Source organism: Mycobacterium sp. 1164966.3 (assembly GCF_001665395.1).
Lineage (GTDB): Bacteria > Actinomycetota > Actinomycetes > Mycobacteriales > Mycobacteriaceae > Mycobacterium.
On record NZ_LZSG01000034.1, the window covers coordinates 117,698 to 133,267 of the forward strand.

The following is a 15,570-nucleotide window of genomic DNA, read 5'->3' on the forward strand; positions in this document are numbered from 1 at the left end:
ACGCTAGTCCCGTGGATGAGTGCGGTGTGCTATTAACTAGATAATCTATCTTTTTGTGACGTGAACGGAGCAGGCATGGCGCGCACCGATCGTGACCGCTGGGATCTCGCGACGAGTGTGGGAGCGACGGCGACCATGGTCGCCGCCCAGCGGGCGCTGGCCACCGACCACGCCTTCATCGAAGACCCGTATGCGGCGGCGCTGGTGCGTGCCGTGGGCATCGACGTCTATACCCGGCTGGTCAATGGTGAGATCCCGCGCGGGGAGGGCTCGGAGTTCGACCCGGAACGCATGGCCCGCGGGATGGCTTGCCGTACGCGGTTTTACGATCAGCATTTTCTCGACGCGGCCCGCAGCGGTATCGATCAGGCGGTGATCCTCGCGTCGGGCCTCGACGCGCGCGCCTACCGGCTGCCGTGGCCGCAGGGCACGGTGGTCTACGAGGTGGACATGCCGGAAGTGATCGAGTTCAAGACACAGACGCTGCGTGATCTCGGTGCCGAGCCGACGGCGGAGCGGCGCACGGTGGCGATCGATCTGCGCGACGACTGGGCGACAGCACTGCGGTCGGCGGGATTCGATCCGCAGGCGCGTTCGGTGTGGAGTGCGGAGGGCTTGCTGGTCTATCTGCCCGAAGATGCCCTGGACGCCTTGTTCGACAACATCACCGAGCTCAGCGCACCCGGTAGCCGGCTTGCTTTCGAATTCGTGCCTGACACCACGGTTTTCACGCAAGACCTGTGGCGCGACCACTACGATCGGATGGCCGAACTCGGGTTCGAGGTCGACTTCAACGATCTGGTCTACCACGGCCATCGCGGGCACGTCATCGAATATCTCAACGAGCGTGGCTGGCGGACGTCGTCGCGTACGACGGCAGAGTTGCACGCGGCCAACGGTTTTACCTATCCCGTCGACGGGATAGCGTCGGCCTTCGCCGATCAAACCTATAGCAGCGCAGTGCTGGGTGACACGTGAAAAGCCTACTGCTGTAACAAGCCGTCTTTCAGGCGGCCGGTGATCATCTCGTGGAACGCGCTGCGAGCCGGAACGTACAAATCTTGCAGAATCGCCACCAGCGCATCCCGATTGAATTCGGGAATCGCGCCGACGGGCGTCCAGAAGCTGTCGATGTCGATGTGGAAATACGGTCCGGGCCGAACCGCCGTGGCGCGGCGTAGGTGGTAATTCGGGTCGAGCGCCTGACCGATTCCCGGGCCGTAGCGCACGATGACCGCTTTGTTCGGTTGCGGGTCGCGAAAGACCGCGGCGCCCTGCCACTCGGTGAGCAGCATGCCTGCCGGAGCGATGGCCTGCGGTCCGAGCAGCGACGCGTTGATCGAGTCACTCCACGCGATGCGGCCACCTTCGCTTGGCGGGATTCGGATTTCGAGCACATAACGTAAGCCGATGCGTTCCATGCCGACGATCGAAGAGACTTGTGCACGCGCGTCGACAACCCGCATCACAATCTCAAGGAACGTCTCGAAGCTGTCGTAGGCGGTGGTCTCGACAACGATGGCCTGACCTCTCAGCGAAGCGGCGACCGTGTTGTCGCGGTTGACATAACGGATGAACCGCTCCGCTGTTGGCTGTGGGGCGCTACCGGGGGCCGCAATTCCCCAACCGACGTCCTGGGCCTGACGTTCGATCGGCAGTTGATCGACCAGTAGACGTTTGACCTCGGAGCGCGACGACTCGGTGAGCGAATCCGTTACCGGGTGCCGGATTTCCATCGTGACCAGGGCGATGGGCGCGGTTGGGCTTACCTCATCGGGATTCATTTCGGGAAGCATAGCGGCCACCAGGCTGAGTCGATCAGGCGCTGTTGACCAGTATCGCGTACTGGGCGGCGGCACGTTGACGGGCGTCCTTTTCCTCGTTGCTCCAAACCGTGGCGACGTAGCGCCCGAACGACACGAAACACACGAAGCGAGCATTGGCGTTGTCAGCCCAGATTGGTTCCTTCTGCTCGACGCATCGGGCGTCCTGGAGAGCGTCCGGCGCGGGCACATCGTGGTCGATGAATTCCTGCCTGGCGGCCTCGAGCAGCTTGGGGACAAGGCTTTTCGCCGCGTCATCGTCTTTGGCCCGAATCAGTTGACCGTCGGTACTGAAGGCGCAGCGGTCGATCCCTGCCTGGTTGAACAGTCCGTCCTTCCGGGCCTGGCTGTCGGCACACAGGCCGGCCGCACGGGGGCCGATGCTTCCGAAGTTGACCGACACTTTCGGCTGCTCGCCGGCGACAAATGTCCGGCTGAGCATGTTGTCCGGATCAAGTGGTAGCGAAGTGAGTCCGGCTTCGACGCCCGGAATCAGCTTGGCCATGAGGGGTGTTTGCAGGTCCAACGTGCGTTTCACCCGCTGGATCAAATAGTCCAAATTGGGTGATGAGTCGCTGCGCGCGGCGATCGACGCGACCACCCTGCCCGAGGCCATGGTCGCCGCGATCGACGGGGAAGCGGGCCGGTAGTGCGACTTGGCCTTCGGATATCCCGGGATGGTGGCCGCCCGGTTTTCGGGGTTTACCGCGAAGTCGACGGCATCCATCTCTGTAGCGGCGCGCGCCGCCGAGTCTTCGTTGGGGAAGCTGGTCAACATGACCATCAGGAAGTCTCCGGACTTCTCACGCGAAAAGTTGACGAGGCGCTTTGAAATCCCCTCGACGAGATAGGCGGTGATCATGCCGTACTTTTCCAGCACTGGTTGCACCAGCGGGGTTCCGGTACCGGCGATCGAGGTGGCGGCGGTCTTCGGATCGACGACCGCATTTCCATAGACGTGATCCAGCAACGGGTCGACATCGTAGGGATTGGCGATGCCCTCGACGAGGCGAAACGACTCCAGGAACAGGCCTTCCTCTTTCGTGGTGGGCCCCGGCACGGGCCGTGGCTTCGTCCCGTAGCGCCCCACGTCGAGTTTGCTCAGATCGACACTCTGCGTGTGTGGGGATTTGCTGGTCAGCTTCCAGATGCCGAGTCCGGCCGCCACGGCGACGACGAGGACGATTGCCGCCGCGACGAGAATCCACTGGCCCCGCTTTCGGGGTGCCTGCGGTGGCCACGGTGGCCCGGTCGGGGGACCGAAAGGGCCGGTGCTCGGACCGTACTGGGTAGGAGCGGAGGGCGGCCCCCAGTGGGGTGGCGGGGGAGGCGTGTGCTGCGGCGGCATGTGTTGCGGTGGCGGCGTGTGTTGCGTCGGGGTGGGCGGCGCAACGGTCTGCGGCACCTTGAAGCTGGCCGTCGGGGAGCCCAGGGCCGCGACGGCCGCCTCCGCCGCTCGGGCGAACTCGCCGCTCGTCGCGTATCGCTCTTCGGGCCGCTTGGCCATGGCGCGCGCAATCACGTCGTCCAGTTGCGGCGGGAGTCCGACCCGCTGACTCGCACGTGGAACCGGGTGCGTCAGATGCGCGGCGACCAGACTCGCCCGGTCGCCGGAAAATGGCGGCGATCCGGTAAGAGCTTCGAACAGCACGCACGCCAGGGCATAAGTGTCGGCGCTGGGGGTCACCCTGGTTTCGTCGCCGCTGAACCTTTCCGGGGCCATGTAGGTCCAGGTTCCGAGCGTGTCGCCGACCTGGGTCAACTTCTGTTCGGTTGCGGCGTTGGCAATCCCGAAGTCCACGAGGTAGGCGAAGTCGTCGGCGGTGATCAGGATGTTTCCCGGCTTCACGTCCCGATGCAGCACCCCGGCCGCGTGGGCGGCATCCAGTGCCGAGGCGACCTGGCGCACCACAGACACCGCCTTTGCCGGCGGCATCGGCCCCGATTGCCTCAACATGGTGTCCAGGTCGATGCCGTTGATCAGCCGCATATCGACGTAGAGCTGTCCGTCGATCTCGCCGGTGGAGTGGATCGGAACCACGTGCGGGTCCTGCAGTCGTCCGGCGATTCGGGCTTCGCGCTGGAGCCGCTGTCGGTAGTCCGGATCCTGCGCGTAGGTCCCCGCGATCAGTTTCAACGCGACGACTCGGTCCATGACCGTGTCCTGGGCCTCGTACACGGTTCCCATGCCGCCGCTGCCGATCAGCCGCCTGAGTAGGTAAGGCCCGAATTGCGTCCCCCGTTCCGGCCCTGCATCGGTCATTGCCGCTCTCCTGTGTCCGGGCACCCGTTCATCGGCCACCGTCCGGTGGGCTTCGATTGCGCGCCCGGACAATGTAGGGGAATCCTAAACCGCTGGCTGCCAACCGCGCCCGGTGTGCTGGTCGTGCTTTTCGGAGACAGTTGGCGTTTGCCACAGTGTGGTTCTGGCGCGCTTGAGCGTGCCCGGTTGCCTGGGTCCACGCGCCGGAGGGTGCTGCTCTTGGCGCTGGCTGCATGACTAACGCTCTGGTACGGTGAGGTACCAAGCGATACCCGCGGTACCGCATACTTTGCGCTCAGAACGGAGTCTCGATGCCGGTCAAGAATCATCCGAATAACGCGCCAGGCATGCCCATGCTCTTCCCAGCCTGGGTGGACCGCCTACAGATGAAGTACATGAATCCCGTGGCACGGCGGTTCGCGCGCTTCTTGCCGACGTTCGCAGTGGTCTATCACCGGGGTCGCAAGTCTGGCAGGACCTATGAGACCGTCGTTCAGGCTTACCGAAGGCAAAGCGTCCTTGCGATTCTGCTGGGCCACGGTCAAACCGACTGGGTCAAAAACGTTCTTGCTGCACGTGAGGCCGACGTGCGTCGCTCGACGCATGACCTGCACATCACCAATCCCCGAGTAATCCCTGCAGGCGAGCGCGTTGAAGGCCTGCCATGGATTGCCCGCGTCGGCGGTCGCCGGATGGCTGTGCTCGTCGCGGACATCAGCTGACGGTGCTCGCAAGCCTGACTTCATGTGGACGTGGTGGACGTGAGCCCGCCGGTGATTTCACCGCCCGGACTCTCGCCGGAAACGTCTGACTTCAGTGCGCCTGGTGCCTGCGCCTGGTGCCCCCACCAGGACTCGAACCTGGGACCTGCGGATTAAAAGTCCGTAGCTCTACCAACTGAGCTATAGGGGCGCGGAGACTCAAGGATACTGGGTTGCCGAGCGATGCTCGTTTGAGGATTGGGGCTGCGGTAACCTAAGCTGACGTGGCTCCCAACGGTGACCACGTTGCGAGTGCCCCGGAGAGATTCGGTTCTGGCCCCCTTCGTCTAGACGGCCTAGGACGCCGCCCTTTCAAGGCGGTAACGCGGGTTCGAATCCCGTAGGGGGTACCCGTGACGCGGGAACGTGGAGCGGAACGACAGCAAGGCCCTGTGGCGCAGTTGGTTAGCGCGCCGCCCTGTCACGGCGGAGGTCGCGGGTTCGAGTCCCGTCAGGGTCGCCAGCACGGCGAGGCACACGCTGCCTTCCGGCCAGGTAGCTCAGTCGGTATGAGCGTCCGCCTGAAAAGCGGAAGGTCGGCGGTTCGATCCCGCCCCTGGCCACGTCAGAGGCTATTTCCGCCTCAGTTCCCGGCATCACTTGACGTTTATTCACCGCTTATACCGATCGCTTGATCCAGCACCTGGGCCACTTCGGTGTGGACCTGGCCGCGAGACATATAGACGTCCTGCGTCATCGACGGCCGCGCGTGGCCGAGCTGATCCGCGCCGACTCGGGCCGACAGCCCACTGTCGTCGATCAGTGTCGCCACCGTCTTGCGGAAGCTATGAGATGAAACATCCGGTAAGCCAAGCGAATCGCGAACCTCACGCCACTGCTTACCGAAGTTGTCCGGGTCGCGCAGCGTCCCTGTCGAGGACGGAAGATTACCCCGGCTGTATTCGGGCCGGGCTGCTCACCTTTGCGACGGTGCAGCGCGTCGACCGCGAAGCGGGGCAGCGGCACCGATCGGCTTCCGCCACCCTTGGTGGTGTCCTGCCGCACTAATCCCTGACCCTTGAGTCGAACAACAGAGCTGCAAACGGTCAGTACCCGGCCGTCGAGGTCGACGTCCTCCCACCGCAACGCCAGCAGCTCGGATCGCCGCAGTCCGGTTGCCGCCAGGAGCACCACCGGATCTCGTAAATCCTTCTCCTGGCACGCCTCCGACTCTCCGACCGCTTAGCAATGCACGCACCTGTTCGACCCCAAGCGCCGGCGCACCCTTCGGCCTGCCGTCCGCCTTCCGCTTGCGGCGCGTACCGAGCTCTCGCACCGGGTTAGATGCGATCGCACCCGCCAACACCGCGTTCGTAAGAACCGCGTTCAACGCGACTTTTGTGTGTCGCTCACGAGTCGCGCCATGGTCACGCCGGATGCCGCGCAGGATCTCGTCCAGCAGGCCCGGCGTCGCCTCACGGACCCGAATGTCGGCCAGCCGAGGCCGCACCTTCTCTATTGTCGCCGCATAGGTATCGACGCTCTTAGGTGCCAGCTCGCCGTCCTGGCGGCAGCGCTCGATGTACCTCGTCAGCAGGTTCCCGAGTGCCGTTGTGCCGCTGATGCTTCCGCTGCCGGGTGGTCGCCTTGCTGCGAGCGCGTCTCTTAATGCTTCCTCCGCGCGCCCCGTACTCGTCGGACATTCCCACCGGTGACATGCGTTCGATGCGTCGCGTCACACCATCGAGGTCGCGGAAGCGACAACGCGCAACCCACACGCCGGGCTCTACTTGAGTCCGAGTGATCTTGCCGTGCGAACTGCTCCGCAGCGGCGGCCTACCTGCCACCGCGCCGGCCCTTGCCTTGACCGCCGGAGAGTTGGTCGACAAGCTTCACATCAAGATCCCTGCTGCCGAGTTTCCAGAGTTCGTCGATCCGGTTCTGCAAGTCGTCGATTTCCGCGACCATGTCGTCGATCTCGTCGTCAGTTACATCGGCATGGCCGTCCCTCTTGGCTCGGCGTCTTACCGCAAGTCGTGCGCTTAGTTTCTGTTTGCGTTCGTCAAGTGTGAATGCCTTGCGAGCCCGCTCGAGGGCGAGAAGGTGGGAGTGATATTTCCGCTGGTCCACCAATGGCATCTCGACAAGGTCCAGATCATCCACTGACCCTGAAAACCATTGTGCCGCCCATATTTTGGTCACTTCCGGCTGGCCTGGAAATGCCCGGATCTTATCCCGATAGGGGGCCGGGTACAGCAGGGCGAGCGGAGCGGTGCCCAACGCGAGCGCCAAGACGACCAGCTCGGCCGTGGTCACATACCGTCTACGGCCAATCTCAAGATCGGAAATAACTGACCGGGTTACCTCGGAGCCGAGTTCCGCAGTCCGGGTTGCCAGCCATTGGGCCGACCGCTTCCCCCGCAGCCGGCGTATCTCCATGGCGGTCCGATGGGCCTGCTCTTCGGCCCAGTTCTTCGGCGGTTCTTTCCAGTCATGCTGCTCAGAGGCATCGGATTGCGGCATGACACGCAGCATAGGCCATAAACACCCATAAATCGCGGGAATGTACGAAAAGTGTGTAGGGTTCGTGCTGGCCCGCAGAAACCAGCGGGAAGGAACTCTGACCTGCGCGTATAGGCGGGGGGGGTGGGTACCCATCGTGCATACCACCCGGTGCGCGACCGGCGCCGCAGCTCTCTTGCTATGCGCGGAAGTTTCGACAGTCATTTATGGCACTGAGTGCCATAATTAGCTGCAAGGAGGTTGGAATGGGTAAGTGTGGTCCGGCGCCGGCGCCAGCGGCGCTGAAGATTTTGCGAGGACGGTCGGAGGGCCGCGACAGCGGCGGGCGGCCGGTTGCGAAGCCGCCTGCGTTCGAAAGGCAGGCGCCGGCGGCACCTCATTGGCTGCCGGATGAGGCTAGGGCGTTGTGGGACAAGACTGTCCCCGACCTCGATGCGCTGCGTCTGCTTAAGGAAATTGACCTGGGCGTGTTGGCCGCATACTGCTTCGCCTGTGGAATGAAGAGATCCGAGCCACGTGGGCACGACACGAACGTCTCGCGGCAAGCCCAGCCACCGTCACTCTCATGATTCCGCTAGCGGCCGAGTCGAACGTGCGGGTGGTCCTACCGACAGTCCGCGTGCCAACCCTGGTCGTCCAGCACACCGACGATGCACTCATCACGCCTGCGATGGGCAAGTACGTCGCCGATCACATACCGGATGCGAAATATGTTGAGCTGCCTGGCCGCAACATGTACCACTTTGTTGAACCTTGGCGCGCATCCTTCCAGGAGGTCGCCGAGTTCCTTACCGGCGAGCAGCCCGACGTGGCCGACGATCGGGTGCTGGCCACGGTGTTGTTCACCGACATCGTGGACTCGACGCGACGGGCCGCGGAGATGGGCGATCGTGACTGGCATGCGCTGCTCGACGCGCACGACGCCGTCGTCCGTGCACAACTCAGCCGCTTCAGAGGCCGCGAGGTGAACACCTCGGGAGACGGGTTCCTGGCGATGTTCGACGGCCCGCAGCGAGCGATCCGCTGCGCCATGGCGATTCGCGACGCGGTGCAGGCGCTCGGCATCGAGGTGCGCGCCGGGTTGCACACCGGCGAGTGCGAGGTCCGCGGCGACGACATTGGTGGGATCGGCGTGCATATCGGCGCGCGCGTGAGCGCCTTGGCAGGGCCGAACGAGGTGCTCGTGTCCAGCACACTGCGCGACCTCGTCATCGGATCAGGGCTTGAGTTCGATGAGCGCGGCGCTCACTCACTCAAGGGCGTGCCCGGCGAATGGCGCCTGTTCGCGGTCGCTTCCTCGTAGCGGTAGGTGGGGTCAGCTCGCGGCGTTCATCTACCGGCGCATCCGCCACGTCCATCGCTGGCAGCAGACCGCGACGTTCCCGAGCCGCACGGCGAAGTGCAACCGCTAGGCGGCTAGCCGCTTTAGTCTCCCGACATGGATCGCTTTTGGCAGTGGGCGTGGGATCGGTACGGGGCGAGGTATTCGTCGGTGGGCTGGGTAGTGATGTTTGCCGCGGTCTTGCCGGTCTACCTTATTTGGTCGTTGTTGGTCGTGGCTTCCGAGAGATCTAGCCACTACGTCGAGGCGCTCGTTGTGACGGGTATCGCGGTGGTGGTGATGGTGTCCGTCGCGATGTTTACCGGTAACCGGCGCTTCCGCCGTGCGCAAGAGTGGGCGGCGGGCCGCGAAGTCGATCGCGCAGGGACGCTGCAAGACACGTACGCCTGGGGGCGCGCAATTGGTGCCCGAACTTGCGTTTTAATGACTGTCTGGCCCGCCCTGCTCTTGGTGGTTGTCGGTGTGATCGCCGGCGCAAGCGGGATGCGATTGGTCCAGTATGGGATCTTGGGCGCCGCGCTAGGAGCAGCGTCGGCGTTGAACGCTATGCACGCTTTTCCGGAAGGGGTGTTGCGACCGGCTAGGGCCGCCCTCGCGGGGGACTCCGGTATCGGGGACTCGCTGCCGCGTAGCCGTCCGACTTTCGCTGCTTGGTTGGGCCTTTCGATGGCGGCCTCGGTGTTCATGTTTGCTGTATTCGGCGCACTGTGCGGCACTGTGTTGGGTCGCGTCACGGACGCTCCGGTGCTCTGCGTCGCGATTGGGGCTGTTTTGACGCTTGGCTTCGGGTTGCCGGTCGCAGTTGGCGTCATCGTTGCGCCGTCTCTTCGCCCCATTCGTGACCTTGCCGAAGCAACTGACCGTGTTGCGGCCGGTGACTTCACCCAACGTCTGCCGGTGGTTCAAGACGATGATCTCGGCGCGCTCGCCGCGTCATTCAACCGCATGCAGGCCGGTTTGGCTGAGCGGCAACGACTTCAAGCGGCATTCGGGACCTACGTCGACCCGGCTCTCGCCGCTCGGCTGCTGGAGCAGGGCGATGATGTCTTCACCGGGGAGCGCCGCGAGGTGACGGTGATGTTTGTCGATGTCCGTGACTTCACCCCTTTCGCCGAAACCAACACCGCCGAGGACACCGTCGCACGCCTCAACGCGCTGTTTGAGATCGTCGTACCCGTCGTGGTGGATGCAGGTGGGCACGTCAACAAGTTCCTCGGCGACGGCGCGTTGGCCGTCTTCGGCGCCCCGAACGACCTCGCCGATCATGCCGACGCCGCAGTGAACGCTGCGGTGCTGATCCAGCGCCTCGTCACCGATCAGTTCGAAGGGAAGCTTCGCATCGGCATCGGGATCAACACCGGTGCCGTGATCGCGGGCACGATCGGCGGTGGCGGCAAGCTCGAGTTCACCCTGATCGGCGACACCGTCAACGTCGCTGCGCGCGTCGAGCAGCTCACCAAAACGACCGGCGACGCAATCCTTCTCACCCACCACACCGTCGACGCCCTTGACGGCCGCTCGCCAGAACTCATAGACCGGGGCGCCCACGCCCTGAAGGGAAAGTCAGCCGCAATGCAGCTGTTCGGCCTCGAACCAGGAGCCTGGCGCTAGCTTTCTGAACAAGATGACGCGCCTAGGCGGTCGATTCTGAGCCGAGTTCTGGTAGTTGGTTCCCGCGTGGTCGCCTCGACTCTGCCCCGCCCGCACACCGGGTGAAGACAACCTCTAGAGGTGTTTGAGCCGAAAGATGGGGATTTGACGTCCGACCGTCGCAGTCTTATCGCGATAGTCGCGCCACCCGGCGTAAACCTTGTCGCCGAGCGCGAACAAGCGTGCATGCTCGTCCGAATCGGTGACCTCGGTCGCCACGAATTTCTCGCCTCCCAGTTCATATTCAGGATGTGCGATGAGGTTGTAATACCACTGTGGGTGTTTGGCGCCACCGTAATTCGAGGCAACTGCGATCGCATCGTGACCGTCGTGGAAGTAGGTAATCTGTACCTCTCGGGGCTGACCCGAGTTAGCACCGGTGGCCTTGAGTGGGGCGGTCACGACCGTCCCGAACGAGGTAGCGAAGCGCCCGCCGGTTATGCGTACAGCCACGGGTCGATGCGAGCGGCCAGGTGGCGGATGTATAACTGTCCTGCACGAGAACGCCCGAAGCGCACCATGGCCTTATACACCGGGCCGCGCCTTCGGTGAGGATCGACATACCGCAGCGGCATGGAGCGCACACACGGCCTTCCGTCCAGCTCTTTCAAGCGCCCTTCCGGGCACATCGACCAACGAAAGCGAAAGCGTTGTCCACGTCGTCGCCTGGACTCTGGCGGGTCTCAACCCGCCGCCTCGAACTGGACCGCGCGCCATCAATTTGATGTCCGTCCTACCCACCAGCTGATCGTGATTCTGGAGAAAACCTGACTGACAAGCAGGTCATGGTTCGCGTCTGCGACAGGTGGCGGGTTGTTTACAACTACGAGCCATAAGTCAAGGGCCACACGTTTACCGTGCCCGAAACCACAGCTGCCGAATGGGAACGCTCGCGCTGGTCGAACGCGTCACCGGCGAGAGCTAAGTGAGCGAAGCCTCAGCCACCCGGCATCAACCGCCCCCGGCCGATCCGCAATTTTGCCACCCTTATTGCCAGTGCCATCTAACATGACCGGCGGTACTACTGGGGAGGATCCACCGCTCTATGGAAATCTTTGCTGTTTGGCTCATCAGTGCGGTGATCTGCGGGATCGTCAGCAGCACCTTCGCGCCCTCAAAGAACCGGAGTCAGCTTTCGTTCTTCGTTGTTGGCTTCTTGTTGGGAATCCTCGGCATACTGCTCTGCGCAATAGCGCCTACAGCGGCGCCGGCTGGCATGCGGGTGTTCAAGTGTCCCCGGTGCAACGCGACTCAAAACGTGCCAGAACAAGAGGAACAGGTCGAGTGTTGGAAATGCCACCATGTTGCTCAGATCGGTGCAGGACGGCCGAAAGGCTAACGGGGGAAGCAGATCCCTGCAAGCGACGATCCAGACCAGCCCTAGCACTTGAAGAAGTGGGAAGCCGCATACGCGTTCGGTGAGCACCTCTCCCCGCCTGCCGGTCGGTGCGTTCCTTGAGATCATCCAGGCAGATCGCGATGGCGACCGGCGACCCAGCTGCAAGCAGTTGATGAAGGTAGCCGAGACCGGCGTGCAACTGTTCTACGCCGCTATCGGGCATATCGACGCCACCGAGGAATTCCTGGAGGAAGCTCGCAGTGAGTGGGGTCCGCTAGGGGGCGGTGGAAGAGATGCAGACATTGAGCGCCGCGATCCGGTGACCGGCGAGTTCACCATCGACGTCTGGCCCCCCGAAGCCCCTGAAGGAACTTCCGGCATCACCTGGAGGTGCTGGCCGGTCTCCGTGGTAGGTGCCGAACGAAGCCGCTAGTTGTCAAAACACGTGTATTGACTCTGTGCCGGGGGTAAGTGTCCTGCGAAGCGCTTAGTGCGCCGCGCGCGGTACCACATGGAACACGAGGACAGCCGTCGGGAGGCTACCTAAAGGGCCGCGAACTTTAGTAGGGGGATGAATTGAGAATAAAGGGTAGCGCCGGCGGCATTATGTTGGCCCTCGTTCTACTAGGTGTTGGAATTTTCCTGACGAAAGAGGGCTGGGAGGGCACACATCCCGACCCTCATCCCGTGATCAAATGCGACAACAAAGTCATGCATCCTGGCGACTTCTGCAGAGTAACCAGTCACGGAAAGTCTTCCAGCTCATCGTATTCCTACGAGAAGGAGCTGAACGACAAACTAACAGTGTCCACGAAGGACTGGGTCGAACTCGTGATCGGCTTGGCCCTCATAGTAGGTGCTGGTGGTTACCTGCTGTTGTTGCTTGTATCGGCGTTCAGGAGTTAACCCTGACGCCCATTAGGCGCCATGACACCATGCCCTGGAACTGATTAGGTTGACGAGCGGGCGTGGTGGGGCGCTCCCATCAGTAGCAGTGGCGGATGCGCTTCGAGGAGGCTGCCGACACGCATACTGCAATGGCAGTGGCTCATACCAAACCCACACAATCACGCCTCCGCGTCGGTAGCATTTTCCACCTGGGTGGATGGCGGAAGGCCCTGCCATGGACGAGGTGGAATTCGGGCGCTACCGGCTGCAGTCGCTTCTCGGCGAGGGCGGCATGGGCGAGGTCTGGCGCGCCCACGACACCGAAACCGACCGGATCGTGGCCATCAAGGTGTTGCCCGCGAATTTGTCTGAGGACGAGGACTTTAAGCGGCGATTCCGACGGGAAGCACACGCAGCGGCACGGTTGAATGACCCGCACGTCATCCCGATTCACAATTACGGCGAGATCGACGGCCGCCTCTACCTCGACATGCGCCTGATCAAAGGCCGCGACCTCGCCGCTGTGTTGGCCGACGGCCCGCTGGAACCTCCGCGGGCGGTGCACATCGTCGGCCAGATCGCTGAAGCCTTGCATGCCGCCCATGAGGAGGGTCTGCTACATCGCGACATCAAACCTTCCAACATCCTGCTCGGCAAGAATGACTTCGCCTACCTGATTGATTTCGGCATCGCCCGCACCATCGGCGAGACCCGCATGACCCAAACCGGTAGCGCCATCGGCACGTTCCAATACATTGCCCCAGAACGCTTAGCCATCGGTGCCGACGAAGACGCCCGCGCCGACATTTATTCGCTGGCCTGCGTGCTCTACGAATGCCTCACCGGCAACCCACCCTTCCCCGGCGACACCATGCCGCAACTGGTCGCCGCACACCTCCACGCGCCGCCACCACGACCCTCGATCACACAACACAACGTGCCTGCACAGTTCGACGCGGTGATCGCCAAGGGGATGGCCAAAGACCCCGACATTCGGTATGGGACCACGGTCGAGTTAGCCGACGCAGCCCGCGACGCGATAACCACGCCCATTCAGCGACCAACGCGAGAGCCGACACAGCCATCCAACCAACAGTCCGTGGGTCCTGTTGCCAAGCGGGCGCGTCCCAACACTCCGAGGGATCACCCGGCCGCCCCGCGGACTGCCGATGCCCGCCAGGCAGGCGCTAAGCAGCGGTCGCCACTGGTCGCTCCGTCCTCACCGCCGAGCACACCGCGACGGGCACGCTGGTGGCGCCGAAAAGTGAGCCGGCGCGGAGTGATTGCATTGGCTGTGCCAGCGCTGCTTTGCCTCGCGGCGATTGTATTCGCCGGGGTAACGGGCCGGCTTTACCTCGCCGACCGAGCGGCCGCGGATGCAAAGGAAGCGGCCATCCGAACAGCGGCAGAAGCAGTTAACGCTATGTGGGCATATACGCCAGAGGACTTGGATGGTTTGCCCGACCGGGCGGGGAAATATCTTTCTGATGATTTTCGTGCCAAGTATTCGCAGTTCGTTAAGCAAATAGCTACGCCCAACAAACAGGCGAAGATCACCACTACAACAAAAGTCTTGGGAGCCGGGATCGAGTCGTTTGATGGCTCAGATGCTACAGTAATCGTTTACACCAACACGACCACCACTTCGCCGACGACACAGCCTAAAATCATGTATCTCTCCTACCGGCTAATTATGCAGATGCACAAATCTAGGTGGTGGATCACACGAATGACAACAATTACTTCATCGGAAACGGAACCCAAGTTACCAGCACCCGCCTGATTCCTAACCGCGCTTCCGTCGGTGCTCGTCGAGCGCAGTCGCCTGACAGCCCGGCATTTACGTCGGCGAAAATCTGCCATCTTGGAGTCCACGTGGTGGCATGAACCCAAGCGCACATCCGACCGATTCGGCTCTAGTGCCCCTTCGTCGCTGCGCCGGTGACGGCGAGCATGGTCCTCGCGACAAGCTCGGGATCGTCAATCGTCGGAGTGTGCCCGAGGCCGGCCAGGATGGTGAAGGTCGCGCGAGGTAGGCGGTCGCGGGCGATAGCTTCACAAAGCTCGACTGGGAGAATCCTGTCTTTTTCGGCCCAGGCGATGGTGATTGGACACGGCAGGGGATCCATCGGTGCGACTTGTTCGTCGGCGTTGTCGAAAATGTCGCCGATGATGGTGCATGCAAGGGACACTTCGGTAATTTCGATGGCTCGCTCGTAGCTGAGTCGATCTCCGCGCAGCGTCAAATCGGTCAACGAATGTCGGCGCATCCCCGGCGATTTTAATAGAAGTCGGGTAATGGGGCGCATCAAGCGGCCTACCGCGAACTGCCGTCGCAGCCGCTTCGCGACCTGAGCCCGCAGATCGTCTGACCACAATCCACCCGGTGAAAATGCGCAGACGGATGCGGCGCGACCGCGGCGCGCCAATTCTTGTGCCACGAATCCACCCATCGAATGGCCCGCTAAATGCGGCCGATCTAGTCCGCGTTCGTCGAGGTAGCGTTCGGACTCATCGATTACATCCCAAATCGTGACAGGTCGCCGTTGCACAACTGGCCCCCCACGATGACCGAGGGCTGACGGTGTGTATACGTCGTGGTGGGCAGATAGCAGCGGCGCAATATCCCGCCATTGATCTCCAGACCAGGACCCGCCATGCATGAGTACAAGAGGCGACAACTCCGAAGTCACGGCAAAAGTTTGACACAAACCCACCCGCTCGACTTGAACGAATTCCAATTCCGCTACCTTGACGTCCACGCGGTCGCGTGGAGCCTGGCCGATCTAGCCCGGCCGGACACCGACACAGCCCGCAGTTCACCCGTCACCCAGCGCGTCTACCTCGTCGGCCGCAGCGATCAGCGCCCGTGCGGCTGGCGCGCGCATAAGCCGCGCGTGTTTACCAAATCCGCGACGGGCGACGGACCGGCGCGGTCGCTGGCTCTCTATCTATGCGACCTGAAACAAACCCAATTGCGGCGCAATGTGAAGGTTTGCTGGAATTAACTGAAATCGTAAGTGATGCAACAAGATTCACCG

The 15,570-nt window shown here is 62.7% G+C and carries 14 protein-coding genes, 4 tRNA genes and 2 pseudogenes; 12 read left to right on the forward strand and 8 right to left on the reverse strand.

Going from position 1 to position 15,570, the window contains the following annotated elements; all coding sequences use genetic code 11:
* Positions 1-75 precede the first annotated feature (75 nt).
* Positions 76-978 carry a class I SAM-dependent methyltransferase gene (locus A9W99_RS11575; RefSeq protein ID WP_067377202.1) on the forward strand — a complete coding sequence of 301 codons (903 nt, stop codon included), beginning with the start codon at positions 76-78 and terminating at the stop codon, positions 976-978.
* A gap of 5 nt (positions 979-983) precedes the next feature.
* Here the strand turns inward: A9W99_RS11575 and A9W99_RS11580 are convergent, their stop codons facing one another.
* Entirely contained in the window at positions 984-1,796 is an 813-nt protein-coding gene (locus A9W99_RS11580; RefSeq protein ID WP_067377205.1) for a TIGR04255 family protein, read from the reverse strand.
* Between the two features lie 22 nt (positions 1,797-1,818).
* A complete protein-coding gene (locus A9W99_RS27605; RefSeq protein ID WP_082929953.1) occupies positions 1,819-4,086 on the reverse strand; it encodes a serine/threonine-protein kinase in 2,268 nt (755 codons plus the stop codon).
* 311 nt (positions 4,087-4,397) lie between these two features.
* Here A9W99_RS27605 and A9W99_RS11590 point away from each other — a divergent pair, with 311 nt between their 5' ends.
* Positions 4,398-4,808, forward strand: a complete 411-nt coding sequence (locus tag A9W99_RS11590) for a nitroreductase family deazaflavin-dependent oxidoreductase (RefSeq protein ID WP_067377212.1) — start codon at positions 4,398-4,400, stop codon at positions 4,806-4,808.
* Positions 4,809-4,922: 114 nt separating this feature from the next.
* On the opposite strand, the gene A9W99_RS11595 is transcribed toward A9W99_RS11590, so the two are convergent.
* Positions 4,923-4,998 (reverse strand) — tRNA-Lys (locus A9W99_RS11595).
* Positions 4,999-5,123: 125 nt separating this feature from the next.
* Between A9W99_RS11595 and A9W99_RS11600 the strand changes: the two genes are divergently transcribed.
* From A9W99_RS11600 to A9W99_RS11610, 3 genes are all read left to right on the forward strand, one after another.
* Positions 5,124-5,197 (forward strand) — tRNA-Glu (locus A9W99_RS11600).
* A 36-nt stretch (positions 5,198-5,233) separates the two neighbouring features.
* Positions 5,234-5,310 (forward strand) — tRNA-Asp (locus tag A9W99_RS11605).
* A 26-nt stretch (positions 5,311-5,336) separates the two neighbouring features.
* Positions 5,337-5,410 (forward strand) — tRNA-Phe (locus A9W99_RS11610).
* Between the two features lie 44 nt (positions 5,411-5,454).
* Here A9W99_RS11610 and A9W99_RS27750 read toward each other — a convergent pair.
* From A9W99_RS27750 to A9W99_RS11620, 3 genes are all read right to left on the reverse strand, one after another.
* Positions 5,455-5,712, reverse strand: a complete 258-nt coding sequence (locus tag A9W99_RS27750; protein ID WP_067377215.1) for a tyrosine-type recombinase/integrase — start codon at positions 5,710-5,712, stop codon at positions 5,455-5,457.
* The gene (locus A9W99_RS27215; RefSeq protein WP_156623061.1) at positions 5,607-5,981 is read right to left on the reverse strand and encodes a tyrosine-type recombinase/integrase; all 375 of its coding nucleotides are present in this window, start codon (positions 5,979-5,981) and stop codon (positions 5,607-5,609) included. The genes A9W99_RS27750 and A9W99_RS27215 overlap by 106 nt, the downstream gene beginning before the upstream one ends.
* Before the next feature lie 642 nt (positions 5,982-6,623).
* A complete protein-coding gene (locus A9W99_RS11620; RefSeq protein ID WP_156623062.1) occupies positions 6,624-7,310 on the reverse strand; it encodes a hypothetical protein in 687 nt (228 codons plus the stop codon).
* A 245-nt stretch (positions 7,311-7,555) separates the two neighbouring features.
* Here A9W99_RS11620 and A9W99_RS27755 point away from each other — a divergent pair, with 245 nt between their 5' ends.
* From A9W99_RS27755 to A9W99_RS11630, 3 genes and pseudogenes are all read left to right on the forward strand, one after another.
* A complete protein-coding gene (locus A9W99_RS27755) occupies positions 7,556-7,879 on the forward strand; it encodes a P27 family phage terminase small subunit (protein WP_371514950.1) in 324 nt (107 codons plus the stop codon).
* Positions 7,804-8,613 (forward strand): annotated as a pseudogene (locus A9W99_RS11625) (adenylate/guanylate cyclase domain-containing protein); the annotation flags it as partial. The gene A9W99_RS27755 and the pseudogene A9W99_RS11625, both read left to right, overlap by 76 nt.
* Positions 8,614-8,748: 135 nt before the next feature.
* A complete protein-coding gene (locus A9W99_RS11630) occupies positions 8,749-10,263 on the forward strand; it encodes an adenylate/guanylate cyclase domain-containing protein (protein WP_067377221.1) in 1,515 nt (504 codons plus the stop codon).
* Between the two features lie 114 nt (positions 10,264-10,377).
* On the opposite strand, the pseudogene A9W99_RS11635 reads toward A9W99_RS11630, so the two are convergent.
* Positions 10,378-10,877 (reverse strand): annotated as a pseudogene (locus tag A9W99_RS11635) (nitroreductase/quinone reductase family protein).
* An 843-nt stretch (positions 10,878-11,720) separates the two neighbouring features.
* On the opposite strand from A9W99_RS11635, the gene A9W99_RS11640 reads away from it, so the two are divergent.
* The 3 genes from A9W99_RS11640 (at position 11,721) to A9W99_RS11650 (ending at position 14,312) form a co-directional block, all read left to right on the forward strand.
* Positions 11,721-12,074 carry a hypothetical protein gene (locus A9W99_RS11640; RefSeq protein ID WP_067377224.1) on the forward strand — a complete coding sequence of 118 codons (354 nt, stop codon included), beginning with the start codon at positions 11,721-11,723 and terminating at the stop codon, positions 12,072-12,074.
* Positions 12,075-12,217: 143 nt separating this feature from the next.
* Positions 12,218-12,547, forward strand: a complete 330-nt coding sequence (locus tag A9W99_RS11645) for a hypothetical protein (RefSeq protein WP_156623063.1) — start codon at positions 12,218-12,220, stop codon at positions 12,545-12,547.
* Positions 12,548-12,764: 217 nt separating this feature from the next.
* The gene (locus A9W99_RS11650) at positions 12,765-14,312 is read left to right on the forward strand and encodes a serine/threonine-protein kinase (protein ID WP_082929962.1); all 1,548 of its coding nucleotides are present in this window, start codon (positions 12,765-12,767) and stop codon (positions 14,310-14,312) included.
* 133 nt (positions 14,313-14,445) lie between these two features.
* Here the strand turns inward: A9W99_RS11650 and A9W99_RS11655 are convergent, their stop codons facing one another.
* The gene (locus A9W99_RS11655) at positions 14,446-15,270 is read right to left on the reverse strand and encodes an alpha/beta fold hydrolase (protein WP_253869747.1); all 825 of its coding nucleotides are present in this window, start codon (positions 15,268-15,270) and stop codon (positions 14,446-14,448) included.
* Between A9W99_RS11655 and A9W99_RS11660 the strand changes: the two genes are divergently transcribed.
* Entirely contained in the window at positions 15,256-15,537 is a 282-nt protein-coding gene (locus A9W99_RS11660; protein ID WP_067377236.1) for a hypothetical protein, read from the forward strand. The genes A9W99_RS11655 and A9W99_RS11660 overlap by 15 nt on opposite strands.
* Positions 15,538-15,570: the final 33 nt, after the last annotated feature.

What these genes read in the sequence shown, in the direction of transcription:
- A9W99_RS27755 (WP_371514950.1), top strand. Translation starts at nt 7,556, where the DNA reads ATGGGTAAGTGTGGTCCGGCGCCGGCGCCAGCGGCGCTGAAGATTTTG.
- A9W99_RS11630 (WP_067377221.1), top strand. Translation starts at nt 8,749, where the DNA reads ATGGATCGCTTTTGGCAGTGGGCGTGGGATCGGTACGGGGCGAGGTAT.
- A9W99_RS11650 (WP_082929962.1), top strand. Translation starts at nt 12,765, where the DNA reads ATGGACGAGGTGGAATTCGGGCGCTACCGGCTGCAGTCGCTTCTCGGC.
- A9W99_RS11575 (WP_067377202.1), top strand. Translation starts at nt 76, where the DNA reads ATGGCGCGCACCGATCGTGACCGCTGGGATCTCGCGACGAGTGTGGGA.
- A9W99_RS11590 (WP_067377212.1), top strand. Translation starts at nt 4,398, where the DNA reads ATGCCGGTCAAGAATCATCCGAATAACGCGCCAGGCATGCCCATGCTC.
- A9W99_RS11580 (WP_067377205.1), bottom strand. Translation starts at nt 1,796, where the DNA reads ATGCTTCCCGAAATGAATCCCGATGAGGTAAGCCCAACCGCGCCCATC.
- A9W99_RS27605 (WP_082929953.1), bottom strand. Translation starts at nt 4,086, where the DNA reads ATGACCGATGCAGGGCCGGAACGGGGGACGCAATTCGGGCCTTACCTA.
- A9W99_RS11620 (WP_156623062.1), bottom strand. Translation starts at nt 7,310, where the DNA reads ATGCCGCAATCCGATGCCTCTGAGCAGCATGACTGGAAAGAACCGCCG.